Origin of the sequence: Massilia sp. CFBP 13721, assembly GCF_014842025.1 — a bacterium.
Classification (GTDB): domain Bacteria; phylum Pseudomonadota; class Gammaproteobacteria; order Burkholderiales; family Burkholderiaceae_D; genus Telluria.
In genome coordinates this window covers 24910-41506 of sequence record NZ_JACYUY010000002.1, presented here as the reverse complement: position 1 = coordinate 41506, position 16597 = coordinate 24910, and the positions used below count along the sequence as shown (strand labels likewise).

The 16597-nt window shown below is 69.4% G+C and carries 11 protein-coding genes; 3 read left to right on the top strand and 8 right to left on the bottom strand.

The window, feature by feature from the left end; genetic code table 11:
- Window positions 1-4 precede the first annotated feature (4 nt).
- Genes IFT60_RS01820 through IFT60_RS01810 form a run of 3 tightly spaced genes read left to right on the top strand, consistent with a single transcriptional unit; the run spans window position 5 to window position 4421 of the window.
- A complete protein-coding gene (locus IFT60_RS01820; protein WP_192048877.1) occupies window positions 5-2323 on the top strand; it encodes a glycosyltransferase family 4 protein in 2319 nt (772 codons plus the stop codon).
- A gap of 20 nt (window positions 2324-2343) precedes the next feature.
- A complete protein-coding gene (locus tag IFT60_RS01815; protein ID WP_192048875.1) occupies window positions 2344-2529 on the top strand; it encodes a hypothetical protein in 186 nt (61 codons plus the stop codon).
- Between the two features lie 5 nt (window positions 2530-2534).
- The gene (locus IFT60_RS01810; RefSeq protein WP_192048873.1) at window positions 2535-4421 is read left to right on the top strand and encodes a glycosyltransferase family 4 protein; all 1887 of its coding nucleotides are present in this window, start codon (window positions 2535-2537) and stop codon (window positions 4419-4421) included.
- Here IFT60_RS01810 and IFT60_RS01805 read toward each other — a convergent pair.
- The 8 genes from IFT60_RS01805 to IFT60_RS01770 form a co-directional block, all read right to left on the bottom strand.
- A complete protein-coding gene (locus IFT60_RS01805; RefSeq protein ID WP_192048871.1) occupies window positions 4418-8149 on the bottom strand; it encodes a glycosyltransferase in 3732 nt (1243 codons plus the stop codon). The two genes, IFT60_RS01810 and IFT60_RS01805, sit on opposite strands and share 4 nt — an antisense overlap.
- Window positions 8146-9594, bottom strand: coding sequence for an FkbM family methyltransferase (locus IFT60_RS01800; protein ID WP_192048869.1), 1449 nt, complete (start codon window positions 9592-9594; stop codon window positions 8146-8148). Before IFT60_RS01800 ends, IFT60_RS01805 begins: the two co-directional genes overlap by 4 nt.
- Window positions 9594-10841, bottom strand: a complete 1248-nt coding sequence (locus tag IFT60_RS01795) for an ABC transporter ATP-binding protein (protein WP_192048867.1) — start codon at window positions 10839-10841, stop codon at window positions 9594-9596. The genes IFT60_RS01800 and IFT60_RS01795 overlap by 1 nt, the downstream gene beginning before the upstream one ends.
- Entirely contained in the window at window positions 10838-11632 is a 795-nt protein-coding gene (locus IFT60_RS01790) for an ABC transporter permease (protein ID WP_192048865.1), read from the bottom strand. Before IFT60_RS01790 ends, IFT60_RS01795 begins: the two co-directional genes overlap by 4 nt.
- A gap of 175 nt (window positions 11633-11807) precedes the next feature.
- Entirely contained in the window at window positions 11808-12689 is an 882-nt protein-coding gene (locus tag IFT60_RS01785; protein ID WP_192048863.1) for a decaprenyl-phosphate phosphoribosyltransferase, read from the bottom strand.
- A gap of 134 nt (window positions 12690-12823) precedes the next feature.
- Window positions 12824-13957 (bottom strand): glycosyltransferase family 4 protein, encoded by a 1134-nt coding sequence (locus IFT60_RS01780; RefSeq protein WP_192048861.1) that lies wholly within the window; start codon window positions 13955-13957, stop codon window positions 12824-12826.
- 22 nt (window positions 13958-13979) lie between these two features.
- Window positions 13980-14348 (bottom strand): EamA family transporter, encoded by a 369-nt coding sequence (locus tag IFT60_RS01775; RefSeq protein WP_192048859.1) that lies wholly within the window; start codon window positions 14346-14348, stop codon window positions 13980-13982.
- A gap of 24 nt (window positions 14349-14372) precedes the next feature.
- On the bottom strand, window positions 14373-16586 hold the full coding sequence (locus IFT60_RS01770; protein WP_192048857.1) for a hypothetical protein: 2214 nt from the start codon (window positions 16584-16586) through the stop codon (window positions 14373-14375).
- Between the last annotated feature and the right edge of the window lie 11 nt (window positions 16587-16597).

Below are 16597 nucleotides of genomic sequence, written 5' to 3'. Positions count from 1 at the left end.
GCCGATGCGCATCGTCCTCGACCTGCAAGCCTGCCAGGCTTCCAGCATGCAGCGCGGCATAGGGCGCTATTCGATGGCGCTGGCGCTGGCCATGGCGCGCAACCCGGCCGGTCACGACCTGCGCATCGTCCTCAACGACGCCTATCCCGACAGCGTCGCCGCGATCAGGCAAGCCTTCGACAGCCTGCTGCCGCAGTCGCACATCACCACCTTCGCCGTACCGTTGCCGGCAAGCGAAGCCGATCCGCGCAACCGTTGGCGCCTGCACAGCGCCGAACGGATCCGCGAACACTACCTTGCCGGCCTGCGTCCCGACGTCGTCCACGTTGCCAGCCTGTTCGAAGGACTGGGCGACAACGCCATCACCTCGGTGCCGCACGACGAAGGCCGTTTCGCCAGCGCCGTCACGCTGTACGACCTGATCCCGCTGGTGTACAAGGAACGCTACCTGGGCGACCCGAGCGTGGCCGCCTGGTACCGGCGCAAGCTGGAGAACATCAAACGCGCCGACCTGCTGCTGGCGATTTCGGGATCGGCGCGCCGCGAAGGCGCCGAGCTGCTCGGACTGCCGCCTGAGCGCATCGTGAATATCTCGTCGGCGGTGGACGCCCGCTTCCACCCGCGCGTGCTGGCGCCGCAGGCGCGCAGCGCACTGCTGGCGCGCCTTGGCCTGCGGCGCGAATTCATCATGTACACCGGCGGCATCGACTACCGCAAGAACATCGAAGGGCTGATCGAAGCCTATGCCGGGCTGGCGCCGCCGCTGCGCCGCCAGTACCAGCTGGCGGTGGTCTGCAGCGTCCAGGCGCCCGAGCGCGTCCGCCTGGAGCGCCTCGCGGCAAAGCGCGGCCTGGCGCAGGACGAGCTGGTACTGACCGGCTTCGTGTCCGACGACGACCTGGTTGCGCTCTACAACTGCACCGCGCTGTTCGTGTTCCCCTCGCTGCACGAAGGTTTCGGCCTGCCGGTGCTGGAGGCGATGGCTTGCGGAGCAGCGGTGATCGGCTCGAACACCAGCAGCATTCCGGAAGTGATCGGCCGCGCCGACGCCCTGTTCGATCCAGCCCGCATTGGCGACATCGGCGCCGCCATGGCCGCCGTCCTCGCCGATCCGGCGCGCCAGGCCAGCCTGCGCGCGCATGGCCTGGCGCAGGCCGCCCGGTTTTCCTGGGAGGCCAGCGCACGGCGCGCGATCGAGGCCTTCGAAGAGGCCCATGCGCGCCACCCCCGCACGCACGCCACGCGCGTGGCGGCGGCCGGCGCCGCGCCCGCCAGGCCGCGCCTGGCCTGGGTCGTGCCGGCAGTGCCCGCACGCTCCCCTGCCGGCCTGTTGGCGGCGCTGGCGCAGTACTACGACATCGAACTGGTGCCGGCGCAGGAAGGCGCCTGGTTCGAGGCCAACGCGGACGGCTTCGAGCGCATCGTCTACCAGGTCGGCAATGTGGCCGGCCTGGCGCCCCTGCTCGACCTGCTGGAACGCCACCCGGGCATGGTCGTGCTGGACGACTTCTTCCTCGGCCAGGCCATCAGCGATGCCGAAGCCGGCCAGGGCCCGGCCGGCCGGTATTACCGCGCGCTGTACCTGGCGCACGGTTACGCGGCGCTGGCCGAGGAAAAGGACACGGGCCGGGCGGCATCCTGCCTGGCCTACCCGTGCAACAAGACGGTGCTCGATCGTGCCACCGGCGTGATCGTGCCCGCGGCCGATATGCTCGCGCAGGCCACGCACTGGTACGGCGCCGCCTGCGCCGCCGGCTGGCGCGTGCTGGCGCCGGCCGCGGCGCCGGCGCATGCCGCCGCGCTGTACCACGACGCCATCGAAGCGGCTGCGCACGAGGGCGCGCGCGCGGCCGAACGGCGCCTGCTGGCAGCGATCGCCGCCCTGGGCAGCGCCGTGCCCGAGGCCGACCTGCTGCAGACAGCGGCGGCGATCGCCGCCAACCGGCCGCGCGGCGGTGCGCGCCAGGTACTGGTCGACGTCGGGCACCCGCCGGCGCCCGCCGAAGAAGCGCTGCTGCGCGCGCTGCTCACGCAAGCGCCGCCGGGCTGGCGTATCGAGCCGGTGCGCCATGACGGCAGCCGCTACTGCTACGCGCGCCGTTTCACGCTCGGCCTGATCGGCCGGGCCGACCTGGAGCTCGACGACGCCGTGGCTGACGCCGGCGCGGGCGACGCCTGGCTCACGCTCGTCCCCGATGGTGCAGCGGCGCCTGCGGCGTGGCTGGCGCGCGGCGTCGTCGCCTGTAGTTTCGACGCCGGCGCCAACGTTGACGGTGCGGCCGGTCTCCTGGCGGCCGCGCTCGACCGGGCTGGCCGCGCATGATTGGGCACATGATCAGGCACATGAAGCGCCTGGCGCGCACCCTGCTCGCGCACGCACCCGGCCTGCAGCGGCTGCTGCGGACAATCAAGCTACGCCTGCGGCCCTTGCCGCCGCGGCGCATGCATGTCCCGCTCGACGCCAATGACCTGTCGCCGGACGCGCAGGCCGCTCATGACGCCCTCAAGGCGCAGCTGCGGCAGCGCTGACGCCGATGCGCATCGTGATCGACCTGCAGGCCGCGCAGACGGCCAGCCGCTTCCGCGGCATTGGCCGCTATGCGACGGCGCTCGCGCGCGCCATGCTGCGCAACGCCGGCCCCCACGAGATCTGGCTGGTGCTCAACGCCGCGCTCGAAGACAGCATCGGCGCGTTGCGCGCCGATTTCGACGGCCTGCTGCCGCAGGAGCGCATCCGGGTATTCGAGACGCCGGGACGCGTGGCCGAAACCGACCCGAACGCGGCGCCGCGCACCCGCGCCGCCGAGATGCTGCGTGAAGAATTCATCGCCAGGCTGGCGCCCGACGTCGTGCTGGTAACGAGCCTGTTCGAGGGTTATCTCGACGATGCCGTCGCTTCGGTCGGCACGTTTATCGGGGGCGCGCGCACCGCCGTGATCCTGTACGACCTGATCCCGCTGCTCAATCCGGACAGCTACCTGGGCACGCCCGACCTGCGTCAGTTCTACATGCGCAAGATCGATTCGCTCAGGCGCGCCGGCCTGCTGCTGTCGATTTCCGATTACGCGCGCACGGAAGCGATCGGGGCGCTCGGCCTGGCGCCGCAGCGCGTGGTGGCCATTTCCAGCGCCGTCGACGAGGTCTTCGCCCCCGGCAGTGCGACGGCGGCGCAGCTGGCCGCGCTGTGCCGCCGTGTCGGCATCGTGCGTCCCTTCGTGATGTGCGCCCCCGGCGGCTACGAAGCGCGCAAGAACCTGGCCGGCCTGCTCGCGGCCTACGCCCTGCTGCCGGAGCAGGTGCGCGCCGGCCATCAGTTGGTGGTGGCGAGCCGCCTTTCAGATGCGCAGCGGCGCGAACTGGAAGATCATGCGGCGCGCCATGGGGTGACGGCGGACGAACTGGTCCTGACGGGTTACGTCAGCGATGCGGAACTGGTGGCCCTGTACGGGGTGGCGACGCTGTTCGTGCTGCCTTCCCTGCACGAAGGCTTCGGCCTGCCGGCGCTCGAAGCCATGGCTTGCGGCGCCGCCGTCATCGGTTCGAACAGCACCAGCATTCCCGAAGTGATCGGCCTGGACGAGGCGCTGTTCGACCCGGCCTGTCCGCGCGCGATCGCGGCGCGGATGGAGGCCGTGCTGGTGGACCCAGCCTTGCGCGAACGCCTGCGCACGCACGGGCGCGCGCAGGCACGCAAGTTCTCCTGGGACCAGACCGCCCGGCGCGCGCTGCGCGCGCTCGAACAGCACACCGCTACCAGTGCTGCCCTGGCGCCGCGCGGCAGCGAAGCGCTGGTGGAGGCGCTCGCCGCGCTCCCCGGTTTGCGCGCCGACGCATCCACGCTGGTGCAGCTGGCGCTGTGTTTCGCCGCCATGCCCGACCTGGCCGCGCCGCGCCGGCTGCTGCTCGACCTGGGCGCGTTACAGGAAATCCCGCACGCGGACGCACAGGGCATGCACGGGGTAGCGCTGGTGTCGGTCGTCCTGAACGCACGCGGCGGCCCCTGGCATCACCGTCATGCGCCGGCGCCGGGCGCAAGCGGAGCGGGCGCGGTCGCCGACATCCGCACCGGCGACGTCCTGCTCACCCTGGGGGGTACGTCGGCCACGCTGGCCGCGGCCTGCGCCGACGGGCTGTATGCGCACCTGGTCCGGCTGGGAGTCCGGCTGGTTTTTTTCGTCGGCGATGGCGCCTGCCCGCTGCCGCGGGCGGACGACGCCGGCTGGATCGGCGCCCTGCCCGCCGAGGTCGACGCCTTCCTGTGCACGACGGGAGAGGTGGCGGCCACGGTGCGGGCACTGCGCGCTCCGCTGCCGCACACGCGGCGCGCCGGCGTGGTGGCCGCACTCGATGACGGCGCCTGCGGCGATGCGCGCGCACGCGCCGTCGATTGGGTGTGCGCCGCGCTGGCGCGGGCGAGCTAGCTGCGCGCCGGAGAAAAACCGGCCGGCCCGCCGCCGGCGCGCTCCCTCTCCTGCGCCGCCCGCAGTGCCGTCAGCATGTTGCACAGCCGTTCGCCGAGGTGCGAATAACGGTGCGCCGCGCGCCAGCGCGCCGCTTCCGCCTGCACCGCCCCGATGCGCGCGGCGCCGGCCGCGATATCGTCGATCAGCGCGCCGATGCCGGCGGCGATGTCGGCGGGCGTTTGCCCGGGCAGGCGGAAAGTGACGCGGCTGACGTCGTCGAAGATCGCCAGCGGCGTCACCGCCACCGGCCGGCCGCTGGCCAGGCCATAACGCACCGCGCCGCTGGACGATTCGCCGGTGTTCTGGTACGGGAACACGATCAGGTCGGCGGCGTCCAGGCGTCCCAGGCTGGCATGGTCTTCGAGGAAATCGGTGCAGAGATCGACGTGGTCGCCGACGCCGAGCGCCTGCGCCAGGGTGCGCACCTGCGCCACTAGCTCGCGCGACTCGCCGACCGGATACTCCGCATTGACCATGTTCAGGCGCACGTCGCGCCCCTGGCTGCGCAGCAGCGCCAGCGCCTCAACCAGCTGCGGCAAGCCCTTGTGCGGCAGGAAGAAGCCATATGAGGCGATCGTGAAGTTGCTCGGCGCCCTGGGTAGCACCGGCGCCGGCGCCGGCGTCGATGCCGGTGTCGGTGTCGGCTCCGGCCAGTCCAGCACGCCATGCAGGAACAGCGTGACGTTATCGAGCAGCCCGTAATGCTTGAGCCGGTTCAGGTCGCCCGGCGCATGGACCAGCACGCGCCCGCAGCCGCGCAGCCCCGGCAGCAAGAGTTCGAGCCGCTTGTGCGGCACGTGCAGCGGGTCAATCGTGGCATGCAGCATCGCCACCACCACCCTGCCGGCCGCCTGCTGGGCGAGCAGGAACCCGTTCAGGTGCTCGAGCCTGAAGAAGCCGTAGTTGAATTGCAGGACCAGCGTGGTGATGCCGGCGGCGTCGATGGCGGCGGCAAGTTCGTCGAGCGTATCGGCATCGCCCGACTCCCAGCAGCGCACCACGGCCGGCCCGTCGGCGGCGGTGCGCTGTTCGGCATGCGGGGCAAATACGGTTACGTCGGCCGGCAGGTTGCGGACCAGGTGCGCCGAATAGGTGGCGATGCCGCACTTGGTATTCCAGGTGGTGATCCAGCCGATCTTCTGCTCGGCCGGCGCGGCCGGCGCCGCAAAGGCGCGCGCGGCGTCGACCAGGCGCGCGGCGACGTCGCGCCAGCGGAAGCGGGCGAGCAGCAGTTCGCGCCCGCGCTCGGCCTTCTGGCGGCGCTGCGCCGGCGTCGCCTCGAACACCTCGCGCATGGTGCGGCCCAGGTGTCCCTGGTCCGGCTCGGCCCACATCGAACCGAACAGCGAGAAGTGGGTTTGCGCCGGCGCGAAGCTGAAGTCGACCAGCCAGGCGGTTTCCGGCGTGCAGAAGTCGAGCTGGCCGCTCCAGCCGGTCGTGATCACCGGCAGGCCCGACAGCATCGCCTCGGCCATCGGCATGCCGAAGCCTTCCGCCCGGCTCGGCGCCACCAGCGCGTGGCATTGTTCCAGCAAACCTTTCAGTTCGGCGTCGCTCATGTCCTCCTCGAGGATCACGACGTCCGGGTAGAGCGGATAGTCGCGCCGCGCCGCGGCCAGCCAGGTGTGGACGTCGTTGTGCGGATTGGCGAAGGTCTTGATCACCAGCGTCACGTCGTCGGCCGAGGTGAAGGCGGCGCCGTAGGCGCGCAGCAGCACGTCGGCGCCCTTGCGCGGGAAACACGAGGACACGTGCAGGAAGCGAAAGCCCCGTCCCGGGCAGGCGCGCGTGCGGTCGGCGGCGACGCGTTCCCAGTGGTCGACGCCGCAGCCCGAGGTCGCCATCGGCACGTGTACGCCCTGGTCGATCATGACCTTGTGCACGTGCGCCGACAGGCAGGTCATGCCCTGCAGGTGTTCGTTGAAGGAGGTGACCCATTCGTCCGGGAAGGCCGACTCTTCCCAGGCGTAATGGTGCAGCATGTTGATGCGTCCGCGCATGTCCGCGACGCGCGGCGGGTACAGGTTGCGGCTGCTGACGTCGGCGTCTTCCGGGCGCAGCGCGGCGATGCGCCGGTGCAGGCGCGCGACCTCCGGATTGGCCGCGAGGAAGGCGGCACTGGCCGGAAAATCGCCCGGGCCTTCGGTCGAATGCAGGCCGACGTCGTGGCCCAGTTCGCCCAGCGCCAGCGCCGTCTCGCGGTTGAGCAGCGCCAGGCTGTAGCTGCTGTCGAAGGGGCCTTCGATGCGCCAGGACAGGCGCTCGGGCAAGGGGCGGCTGCGGCGCACCTGTTCGGTTTGCTGCAGGTTGGCAGCCATGATCTCGGCCAGCCATTTCAATTCGTCGTCGTCCGCGTGCGGCACGTTGCGGTACGCGGCGGCGACGTCGCGCAGCAGCGCGCGGTAGCGCGCCGCCGACTGCGCCTGCCGCTGTTCCCACGGCTGCGCGGCGGCCGGCGCGTCGTTCGCCACCAGGCGCTCGAGCGCCGCCACGGCCGCGATCGCGCTGCGGTCCCAGGAAAAGCGCTGCGCCTGGCGCAGCCCGTGTTCGCGCGCGCGCTCGCGCAGGCCGGCGTCGTCCAGGTAACGCCGCAGGCAGGCGGCGATCGCCTCTACCGAGGCGGGGTCGAACAACGCATCGGGATTGCCGATCACTTCCGGGATGCTGGTCGCGTCGGCGCCGATAACGGGCGCGCCGCAGGCCATCGCCTCGAGCACCGGCAAGCCGAAGCCCTCGTGCCGGGACGGGAACACGAACAGCTCCGCCAGGTTGTAGAGCATGACCAGTTCGTCGTCGCCGACATAGCCAGTCAGCACCAGTTCGTCCGCGCGCAGGCCGGCCCGGGCGGCCAGGTTTTCCAGGTTGACCTGGTCGCCGCGGCTGATCTTGCTGGCGATGACGAGCTGGTAGTCGGCGCGATGGTGCGCCGGCTGGCGCGCATAGGCGTCGATCAAGCCCTCGAAATTCTTGCGGCTGTCGAAGCCGCCGGGCGCGTACATCAGGATCTTGCGGCGGATGCCGAGGCGCGCGCGCAGCGGCGCCGTCAGTTCGTCGGGCAGGCGCATGGGCTGGAAGCGGCCGTCGACCGCGGTCGAGATGTTGACGACGCGCTCCGGGTCGAGGCCCAGTGTCGCCACGGCCTCGGTGCGCGAGTATGCCGAGATCGACAGCAGCAGGTCGGCGCGGCGCAAGGAGGCGATCTTGCGCTCGTAGTACTGGCGCAGGATCGCCGTCGGCAGGTAGACGTCGGGCCGCAGGTAGGGAATCAGGTCGTACAGGATCGCCACCGTCCGCGTGCCGGGCGTGGCCGGCCCGATGTGGGTGACGGCATCGTCGACATAGCCTTCGAACAGGCTCGACACGAGCACGACGTCGGCCTGCAGTTCGAGCAGGAAGTGGGCGCGGATATGCTCGGCCGCGCGGGCGCGCCACTGGTTGACCGGTTCCTGCTCGGCGACCGGTTGCGGGACCGCGAACACGCGGAGGCGTTCGGGCGGCACCAGGCCGGCGAAGGCGGCGCGGATGTCGGCGATGCTGCCAGGGAAGGCGCCGCTCAGCGCGAGCCAGACCTCGTGCCCGCCGGCGTTGCGCGCGATCGCCTGCGCAATCGACAGGGAGTAACGCCCGATGCCGCGAAACCGGCTTTCGGTCTGGGCGCCCTGCAGGTCGATCAGAATCCGCATCATGTTTTCCCTTCGTCCACCGCGTTCTTCAGGTCTTCGTACAGGCGGGCGGCATTGCGCGACAGGCGGCGCGAGAGCGCCGGCGCCCCGCCCTGCCTGAGCACCACCATGGCGCCGTGTTGCGTCGCTTGTGACGCTTGCGATCCTGCGCCGGACGCGCCGCGGCTGCCGAGCCTGCCGCGCAGACGCGCGACCTGGCGCAGCGTCCAGCGCAGCACACGTGCGCTGAAGGTACGCGACTGGCGCGCGCGCAGGCCGGCCTGGCGCAGCGGCGCGCTGACGCGCCACGAGCGGCTGCGGTAGACCAGCGCCAGTTCCTCGCGCAGGGCTTCGGCGCTGCGCCACCAGTGCTCGGCCTTGTGGCGCTGCTCGGCCACCTCGAGGTTCGCCGCGTCGCGCTCGGCGCGCATGCCGCCGTAGAGCTGCTCGCGCTCCCTGACCGCGGCTTCCAGCTCGCTGACCGTGGCTTCGCGCTCCCTGGCCTCGGCTTCGAGCGCGCCGATCCGGGTCCGTGCGAGCGCGCCATGCGCGACCTGCTCATGCAGCAGCAGCGTCTCGCGTCCCAGTTCGGCCAGGCGCGCGGACAGGCGCGCGCACTCGGCCTGCGCCGCCTCCTGCTGTGCCGCCGCCGCCTCCTGCTGCGCCGCCGCGGCGGCGTGCGCGGCGTGCAGTTCGTCTTCGCATGCGCGCAGCTGCGCCGTGGCCTGGTCGGCGCGGGCGCGCTCGTTGGCGACGGCGACGTTGCACAGCCCCCAGCTGGCCAGGCCGCTCAGTTCGACCGTGTCGAAGATATTCGGCGGCACCGCGAAGGCGGCGGCGAGCTCCGGGTGTTCGTCGGCGATGTAGAAACGGTTCAGGCCATCGAAATAGACGAAGCGGTAGCCGGCGGCGGTCACCAGCGGATCCCAGCCGGCATAATCGGTGGCGGGCGAATTCGGGATCGTGGCCTCGACCACCAGCACCCAGGGGCGCAGTTGCGTGCTGTCCCAGCCGCGCAGCACTTGCTCTTCGAAGCCTTCGACGTCGATCTTGAGCCAGTGCACATCCTTGTCGACCAGCGCCGACAGCGCCGACTTGAGCGTCAGCACCGGCACGTGCATGCGCTGCACTTCGTAGCCGCGCTCGCTTTGGTGGCGCTCGGCATAGGCGGCAATCGCCGTGCTCAGGCCGGTATCGGCGAAGATGTTGAGTTCCAGCGTGCCCTCGGTCGCGCCGAGGGCGACCTGCAGCACGATCTCGTCCGGCCGGTCCTGGCGCAGCATGTCGGCAAACGCGGGAACCGGCTCGACGTGGATGCCGCGCCAGCCGTGCTCGTAGAAGGCGCGGCTGATCGAGTCGATGCGCGGATGCTGGGCGCCGACGTCGACGTAGGTGCCGTTCGGGATATGGCCGAGCGCACGCCAGAGCATGACGTCCTCGAAATTCTGCGCGTATGAAAGAAAACCCATCAGTTCGTCTCTTCCCGCTCGCGCTCGATGACAAATCGGGCGTCGAGGCTATTACTACCAATAAAGAAATGGCGGCCGGTGTTGACCACGTCGAACACCAGCAAGTTGTCGACCCATTCGTAATTGTCCGCCAGGTGCGTATCGGAGCTGACCAGGGCCGGCGACACCGAATACGAACCCGGCCCCAGGGTGCAGGTAAACGGCAGCCGGAAGCGGATCGTTTCGCCGGCGCGCGGCGCCTCGGCGACCTGTTCGGTATGCCAGGTGTTGCTGCCCCAGATGACATGGCCTTGCTTGTCGCGGATCATGTAGCCGAGCACCAGCCGCGGCAAGTCCTGGCGCACACTGACGTCGAGGCGCAGTTCGACCTGCTGGCCGACGTTGACGACCGCCAGTTCGGCGCCGGAAGCGGCATCGACCAGGCGCAGGTCGGCCACGCGCGCCTCGCCCGAGCCGCTCCTGGTCATCAGCCAGCCATTCTTCTCGCGCCGCTGCTCCACCGTCAGCTTGGCGTTTTCCTTTTCGGTGACCATCGCGTTGTAATAATCGACCACTTCGTCCGGGGCGCCGTCCTTGAGTACCTGCCCCTTGTCCATCAGGATGACCCGGTCGCACAGGGTGCGCACGTCGCTCAGGCTGTGGCTGACGAAGATGATCGACACGCCCTCGTCGCGGAACTGGCGGATGCGGTCGAAGCTCTTGTGCTGGAAATAGCTGTCGCCGACCGACAGCGCCTCGTCCACGATCAGCAGGTCGGGACGAAAGGCCGTCGCCACGCTGAAGGCGACGCGCATCTGCATGCCGCTCGAGTAGGTGCGCATCGGCTGGTCGAAATAGGCGCCGATCTCGGCGAAGGCTTCGATCGCGGGCATGGCGCGCTCGATCTCGCTCCAGGAATACCCCATCAGGCCGGCGGAATGGTAGACATTGTCGCGGCCGGACATGTCGCTGTTAAAACCCATGCCCAGTTCGAGGATCGCGGCCACGCGGCCGCGCATGTGGACCGCGCCCTCGGTGGGCTGGACGGTTCCGGTAATCATCTTGAGCAAGGTACTCTTGCCTGCGCCATTCTGCCCGATGATGCCGATGGCCTCACCGGCCCTGACCTCGAAATTCACGTGGCGCAATACCCAGCGCTCTTCGCGCGGGGCGATCGTGGGCACGAACCAGGACGCCATCCGCCGCAGTTCGCCGCCCCAGCGGCGGTAGGATTTGCCCAGGTTAAGCACCTGCAGTTCGCCGCTCATAATTGATCCACCATTTCAGGGCTGGCCTTGCGGAACAGCACGAGGGAGACGGCGGAGAACAGGAGGCCGATCAGGAAGGTCGTGCCGAGTCCGCTCCACTCGGGAGTGCGGTCGTACACCAGCACGTCCTGGTAAGCGGTCACGAGCGGGATCAGGGGATTGAGGCTCAGCCACGACCGGTATTGCGCGGGAATGATGTTCACCGTGTACACGATCGGCGTGAACCAGTAGACGAATTGCATGATCACCGGCACGACCTGGCCGACGTCGCGCACGAAGACGTTGAGCACGCCGCACAGCAGGCCGACGCCGACGGCCAGCGTGATCGCCACCAGCATCAATAGCGGCAGCCACAGTATCGCCAGCCCCGGCGCATGGCCGAGCGTGCCGAAGATGACGAGTATGGCCAGCAGCAGCAGCACGTTGTTGACCAGCGCGCTGCCGACCACCACCAGCGGCAGGGCGATTTTCGGGAAGGCCAGCTTCTTGAGGATGTTGCCGTTGTCGATGAACAGCGTCAGGCAACGGTTGACGATTTCCGCGAACAGCGACCAGCCGAGCGTGCCGGCCATCAGGTAGATGGCATAGGCGTAGCGGTTGTCGATGCCCGGCAGCTTGGCCGAGAGCACGGCCGAGAGCACGAAGGCGAAAATCAGGACCTGGGCCAGGGGATTGAGGATCATCCACAAGCCGCCCAGGCGGCTGCGGATGAACTTGGTTCGCAGTTCGGTGCGGATGGAGGAAACGATGAAGAAGCGGTAGCGCCAGGCGCCGGACAACATCCCAATCATGAGTCACTCTCTGGTCAAATGCGCCGTGTTGGCGCGGCACCTCAGCGAGACGGACATGGCGCCCGGGCATGACGGCGCGGGCCTGGACGCGGCAGCGGCGGGCTGCGCGTTTGGTTGGCGATTATACAGCCTGCTCAGCATGCGGTAGCGCGTCCGCTCAGCCGCGCAGCGCACTTCAGCCCCCCGGCCACAGCGCCCAGGCCGACACCGCGACCCAGGCCAGCACGGTGACCACCAGTTGCCAGTCGGCGAACAGGACGTCGGTCGGCGATTCGCCGCCGTCGAGCTGCTCGACCACGTACCAGTAGCGGAACAGGCCGAACAGCACCAGCGGCACCGTCATCACCATTTCCGGACGGCTCGACATCACGAACATGCTGTAGAAAAACAGTGCACCGGTCGCCGACATTTCGGCATAGCGGTCGATCAGCCCCACCGAATATTTCTTCAGCACCTTGCGGCCATCGTCGCCGTTGTGGCTCAGTTCCTGGCGCCGCTTGACCGACGCCAGGTACAGCGCCAGGCACAGGGTCGTCACGAACATCCATGCCGACAGCGGCACGCTGAGCGCGGTGGCGCCGGCATACACGCGCAGCACGAAGCCGATCGCGATGGTGAAGATGTCGACCACCGGTTCGTGCTTGAGCGCGAAGGTGTAGGCCAGGTTCAGCACCAGGTAGCCGGTAATGACCAGCATGGTCGGCGCCATCGCGAACCAGCCCCAGATCAGCACGCCATACAGCAGGGCCAGCACGGCAGCGGCGGCCCGCATCGAGACGATGCCGGCCGCGAGCGGGCGCGTGCGCGACTTGGTCGGATGCAGGCGGTCGCGTTCGACATCCTGCATGTCGTTGACGACATAGGTCGCCGATGAGGCGATGCAAAACAGAAATACCGCCATCAGTGCGCGCTGCACCGATTCGGCGCGCATGAATTCGCTGGTGAAGACGAGCGGCGCCAGCACGAACGCGTTCTTGATCCACTGCTTCGGCCGCATCAGCTTGAGCAGGCCCAGCACCTGGCCGGACGTGGAGCGGGTAAGGACGGGATCGCGCATGACGTTGGGACCTTTCAGCAAAGAGGGCTGGAAAAAGGAAAAAGGACCGCGCCGGCCTCACACCTGCAGCAAGGCTTCCAGCGCCGCCAGGGGCGTACGCGCATATGCGCCAGCACCCGGAGCGCGGCAGATCGTCATCGCGCGCCCGCCAGCTGGCCGCGCATCGCCGCCGCCTCTTCGAACACGGCGGCGAATTTGTCGAGCGTGGCATCGAAGGCGTAGAGCGCGCGCGCCCGGGCGGCGCCGCGCTCGACGTCCGGGCGCGCGCCTTGCAGGCGGGTGAGCGCCGCGGTGACCGAGGCGGCCGAACGCGGCTGCACGATCTCGCCCATGCCGGTGGCCAGCACCGGCTGGCGTACGCCCGGCAAGTCGCTGGCGATGACCGGAATGCCGCGCATCATCGCTTCGACCTGGACGATGCCGAAGGCTTCGAATGGATTTATGGATGGCAAGGCAAACACGTCGAGCGAGGCATAGAAATCGTCGAGCGCCGCATCCGGCAGGAAGCCGAGCAGCTTGATGCGGGTATCGCCCGCCATGCGCTGGCGCACCCGGTCGATGACCGAGCCGCCCGCCACTGCGTTGAAGTCGCCGGCGATGAGCAGGCGCGCCTGCGGATCGTCCAGCGCGCGGAAGCCCTCGACCAGGAATTCGACGCCCTTCTCTTCGACGATGCGGCCGAGGAAGCCGACGTGCATGCCGGCGCCGTCGCGGTAGGCCGGGGTGCCGCCGGTGCGGATGTGGCAGGTGCCGGGAATGACCTTGCGCCGCGCCGTCAGGGCCTGGCGCAGGCGCGAATGGTCGGCATAGTCGTCCGAGGTCACCGTGACGAAGGCCGCGCGCCGCGCCGCCATGGCGGTGGAGAGGTCGAGCACCTTGTTCTGGAGGCGGCCGGCCAGCGTCGGCGGCAGGCTGACGTCGCACTGGTAGGTCATCACCACCGGCGCCCGGCTGGCGGCGGCCACCAGGCCCGCTTCGAGCATCGGCGCGTGGATGTTGACCACGCGCGCGTTGGCCGACTCGCGCCGGATGGTGGCAACAAAGGAGGGGCTGATCACGCCCTTGCCGAGGCGCAGCGCCACCGGCGTGCGCACCACGCGCACGCCATTGAGCATTTCCTCGCGCGGCAATGCGGGCGCATGCTGCGCGGCGACGACGGTGATGCGCCAGCCGCGCGCGGCCAGCCCCTCGGCCACGTCGCGCGCGACGTTGGTCAGGCCGCTGACGTAGGGACGGTAATAATTGAGTGCGATGACGAGATCGTTCATGGGGTTGTCGTGGGGTGGCGGTTCAGTTGCGCGCGACCATGACCACGCCGAAGATGATGATGAAGATCCCGACCCAGCGCATCAGCGGCACATGTTCGTTCAGGACGAACACGGCCAGCAGCGCCGACAGCACATAGGTCAGCGACAGTGCCGGCTGCAGCACCGTCAGCGGCATCGTGCGCAGCAGCCAGATCCAGATCGCGGCCGGGATCGCGTACATGACGATCCCGGCCACGATGAGTGGATTGAGCATGACGTGCCATACCAGGCCGGGAATGCCGCCCTCCCACTGCTGCGGCAGCTTGCCGGCTCCCCACTTCATGCACAGGGAACCGAGCGAGCCGATGCCGACGCCGAGTCCGACCAGAAGCCAATTGTGTAGCGGATACATAGGCTGATTGTCCAGTTCAATGAATCAGCGCGCGGCCTGGGCTGGCTGCCGCGCGCACGGTGTCAAACTCACTCCTTCGATGGCATAGCTGAGGACGCGCCCGTCGCCGCCGCCGACGCTGGCCGGCGCAACGCCGCCGGCGGCGGAACGCAGTTCGACGCGCGAGGCGCCCTCGGGCACGGCGAAACCGATCTCGCCCTTGCCGCCCTGCAGCGGAAAACGCTTCACCACATTGCCCGCCGCCACGATCAGGGCATCGTCGCCCTTGACCGCTTCGTAGCGGTGATGGACCCGTACCCGCAGTTCGCGGGCACAACTGTCACGCAGTTCGACCTCGGCCCGTTCGGCCATCCAGCGGCCCCAGCCCTCGTCGTGATGAAAGCCGCGGCCGAGCATGAACGGCGCCGCGGCGGCCGGAACGATCTCGAAACCGGCGTTGTGCCAGATCGCCGTCGCCGCGGGCGCGCCGGCGCCGCGCGCCTTGAGCACGTGCGTCACCGCCGCCTTGCGCCCGTCGTAGCCGTGCTCCAGCCCATAGATATAGCCGCCGCCCTGGAGTTCGGTCGGGTACACGAGCGCGACGTCGGGCAGCAAATAAGCGATCCAGCGGCTGTAGAGGAACGGGTGGGGATCGAGTTCCGGTCCGACCTGCAGTACGGCGTGCGCCGGCAAGACGGCGCGCGCCGCCGCCACCCCGCGCAATTCGTCCGACAGGCGCGCCGTTGCGCCATGGCGGCTGAACGTGCTCGAGCGCTCCCACGACACCAAGCCTACCAGCCCCAGCGCCGCCAGCACACAGGCGGCATGGGCGAACACCCGCAGGCGCACGCCCGAGCCGGCGCCGCTGTAGCGTGCGCGCGACAGCAGCGCGCGCCCCGCCGGCGCCACCCGCCCCGCCGCGGCCCCGAGCAGGGTCGCCGCCGGCAGCGCCATGAACTCGATCGCCTTCATGCCGCCGTAACCGTAGTTCTGGCGCCAGAAGATCGCGAGTACCGCCAGGCTGCCCAGCGCCAGCCCGGCCGTCGCCAGCCACACGCGGCGCGGCGCGAACAGCAGCGCCAGCACCAGCACGATGCTGGCGAACAAGGGGCCGGCCTCCCCCAGGTAGCGGCGCACCGCCTCGATGTCGAAGGCGAGCAGCGTGAGCACCAGGTTGGCCGGGGTGATCGACGTGAACACGTCCGGGTAGAACAGGTTCGGTCCCTGCGCCGCCGCCGCACCGGTGGTCAATACCTTGAACGCGGTCGCGACGGCAAACGGCGCGGCCACCAGCGCCACCAGGGCGCACAGGGACAGTGTCCTGGCACTGGCCAGCCAGGCCGCACGGTCGCGCGCGACGGCCAGCACGAACAGGACCGCGCTGGCCGGGACGGCCACGGCCAGCAACTCCGGATAGGTCGCCAGCAAGGCGCCGAGAAAGATGCCGGCGGCAACGATGTTGCCGCGGGAAGCGTCGCCCGCAAGCGCGTGTCCGACCGTCCAATAGTAGCCGCCGAGGAAGACCAGGCCCCACATGGTGGCGAAATTCTCGTTGCCGTAAATGAACAGTGCGACCGGCGACAGCGCCACCGCCAGCAGGGCAAACGCGAGGAAGGCCCAGTCGCCGTCGGCCTCGCGCAAGAACCCCAGGCTGGCGCTGAAACCGAACAGCACGGCGGCAACGGCGAACAGCACCGGATAGACCTGCTCGAGCGGGGCGCCGGCGACACTCGAGAACAAGGCCAGCAGCGACTCGGCGCCGATGCGCGGCAGCGTGCCGAGATTGGCGCCGGCAACCGAGCTCAGTGGGTAGGCTGGATTGTGTGGAAAGGCATCGGCCAGGCTGTGCGTACGCAGCCAGTCCGCCGTGAAGATGTACCAGAGTTCATCGTGGATGCCGGTGCCCTCGATCGGCACCAGGGCGCCCGCCTTGAGCTGCCCCAGCAGGCGCCAGCAGAGCAGGCCGAGGGCGAACACCAGCGCGCAGGCGCCTGCCTTGCCCGCATGCGTCGAGAGGGAACGTGTCTTCCAGCCGGCCAGCGCGCAGGCGCCCAGCACGGCGAGCGTCATCCATGCCGATGAGTTGCCCGGAAAAAAATGCAACAGGATATTCATCGCGCAGACCAGCACCGCGGCGCCCAGCGCCAGGCGCGCCGGCAGGGCGGCGAAGCTGCCGTCCGTGTACAAGCGGGGAATGAACAGGCTTGTTGCGTTGATCGCCAGACAGGCGACCAGTAGCAGCGAAATTGTCAGTTCCACCCCAGCTCCCT

Bases quoted from the DNA above. Each gene is read 5' to 3' on its own strand.
- IFT60_RS01810 (WP_192048873.1), top strand. From the start codon at position 2,535: ATGCGCATCGTGATCGACCTGCAGGCCGCGCAGACGGCCAGCCGCTTC.
- IFT60_RS01780 (WP_192048861.1), bottom strand. From the start codon at position 13,957: ATGAACGATCTCGTCATCGCACTCAATTATTACCGTCCCTACGTCAGC.
- IFT60_RS01785 (WP_192048863.1), bottom strand. From the start codon at position 12,689: ATGCGCGATCCCGTCCTTACCCGCTCCACGTCCGGCCAGGTGCTGGGC.
- IFT60_RS01815 (WP_192048875.1), top strand. From the start codon at position 2,344: ATGAAGCGCCTGGCGCGCACCCTGCTCGCGCACGCACCCGGCCTGCAG.
- IFT60_RS01795 (WP_192048867.1), bottom strand. From the start codon at position 10,841: ATGAGCGGCGAACTGCAGGTGCTTAACCTGGGCAAATCCTACCGCCGC.
- IFT60_RS01790 (WP_192048865.1), bottom strand. From the start codon at position 11,632: ATGATTGGGATGTTGTCCGGCGCCTGGCGCTACCGCTTCTTCATCGTT.
- IFT60_RS01805 (WP_192048871.1), bottom strand. From the start codon at position 8,149: ATGATGCGGATTCTGATCGACCTGCAGGGCGCCCAGACCGAAAGCCGG.
- IFT60_RS01820 (WP_192048877.1), top strand. From the start codon at position 5: ATGCGCATCGTCCTCGACCTGCAAGCCTGCCAGGCTTCCAGCATGCAG.
- IFT60_RS01800 (WP_192048869.1), bottom strand. From the start codon at position 9,594: ATGGGTTTTCTTTCATACGCGCAGAATTTCGAGGACGTCATGCTCTGG.
- IFT60_RS01775 (WP_192048859.1), bottom strand. From the start codon at position 14,348: ATGTATCCGCTACACAATTGGCTTCTGGTCGGACTCGGCGTCGGCATC.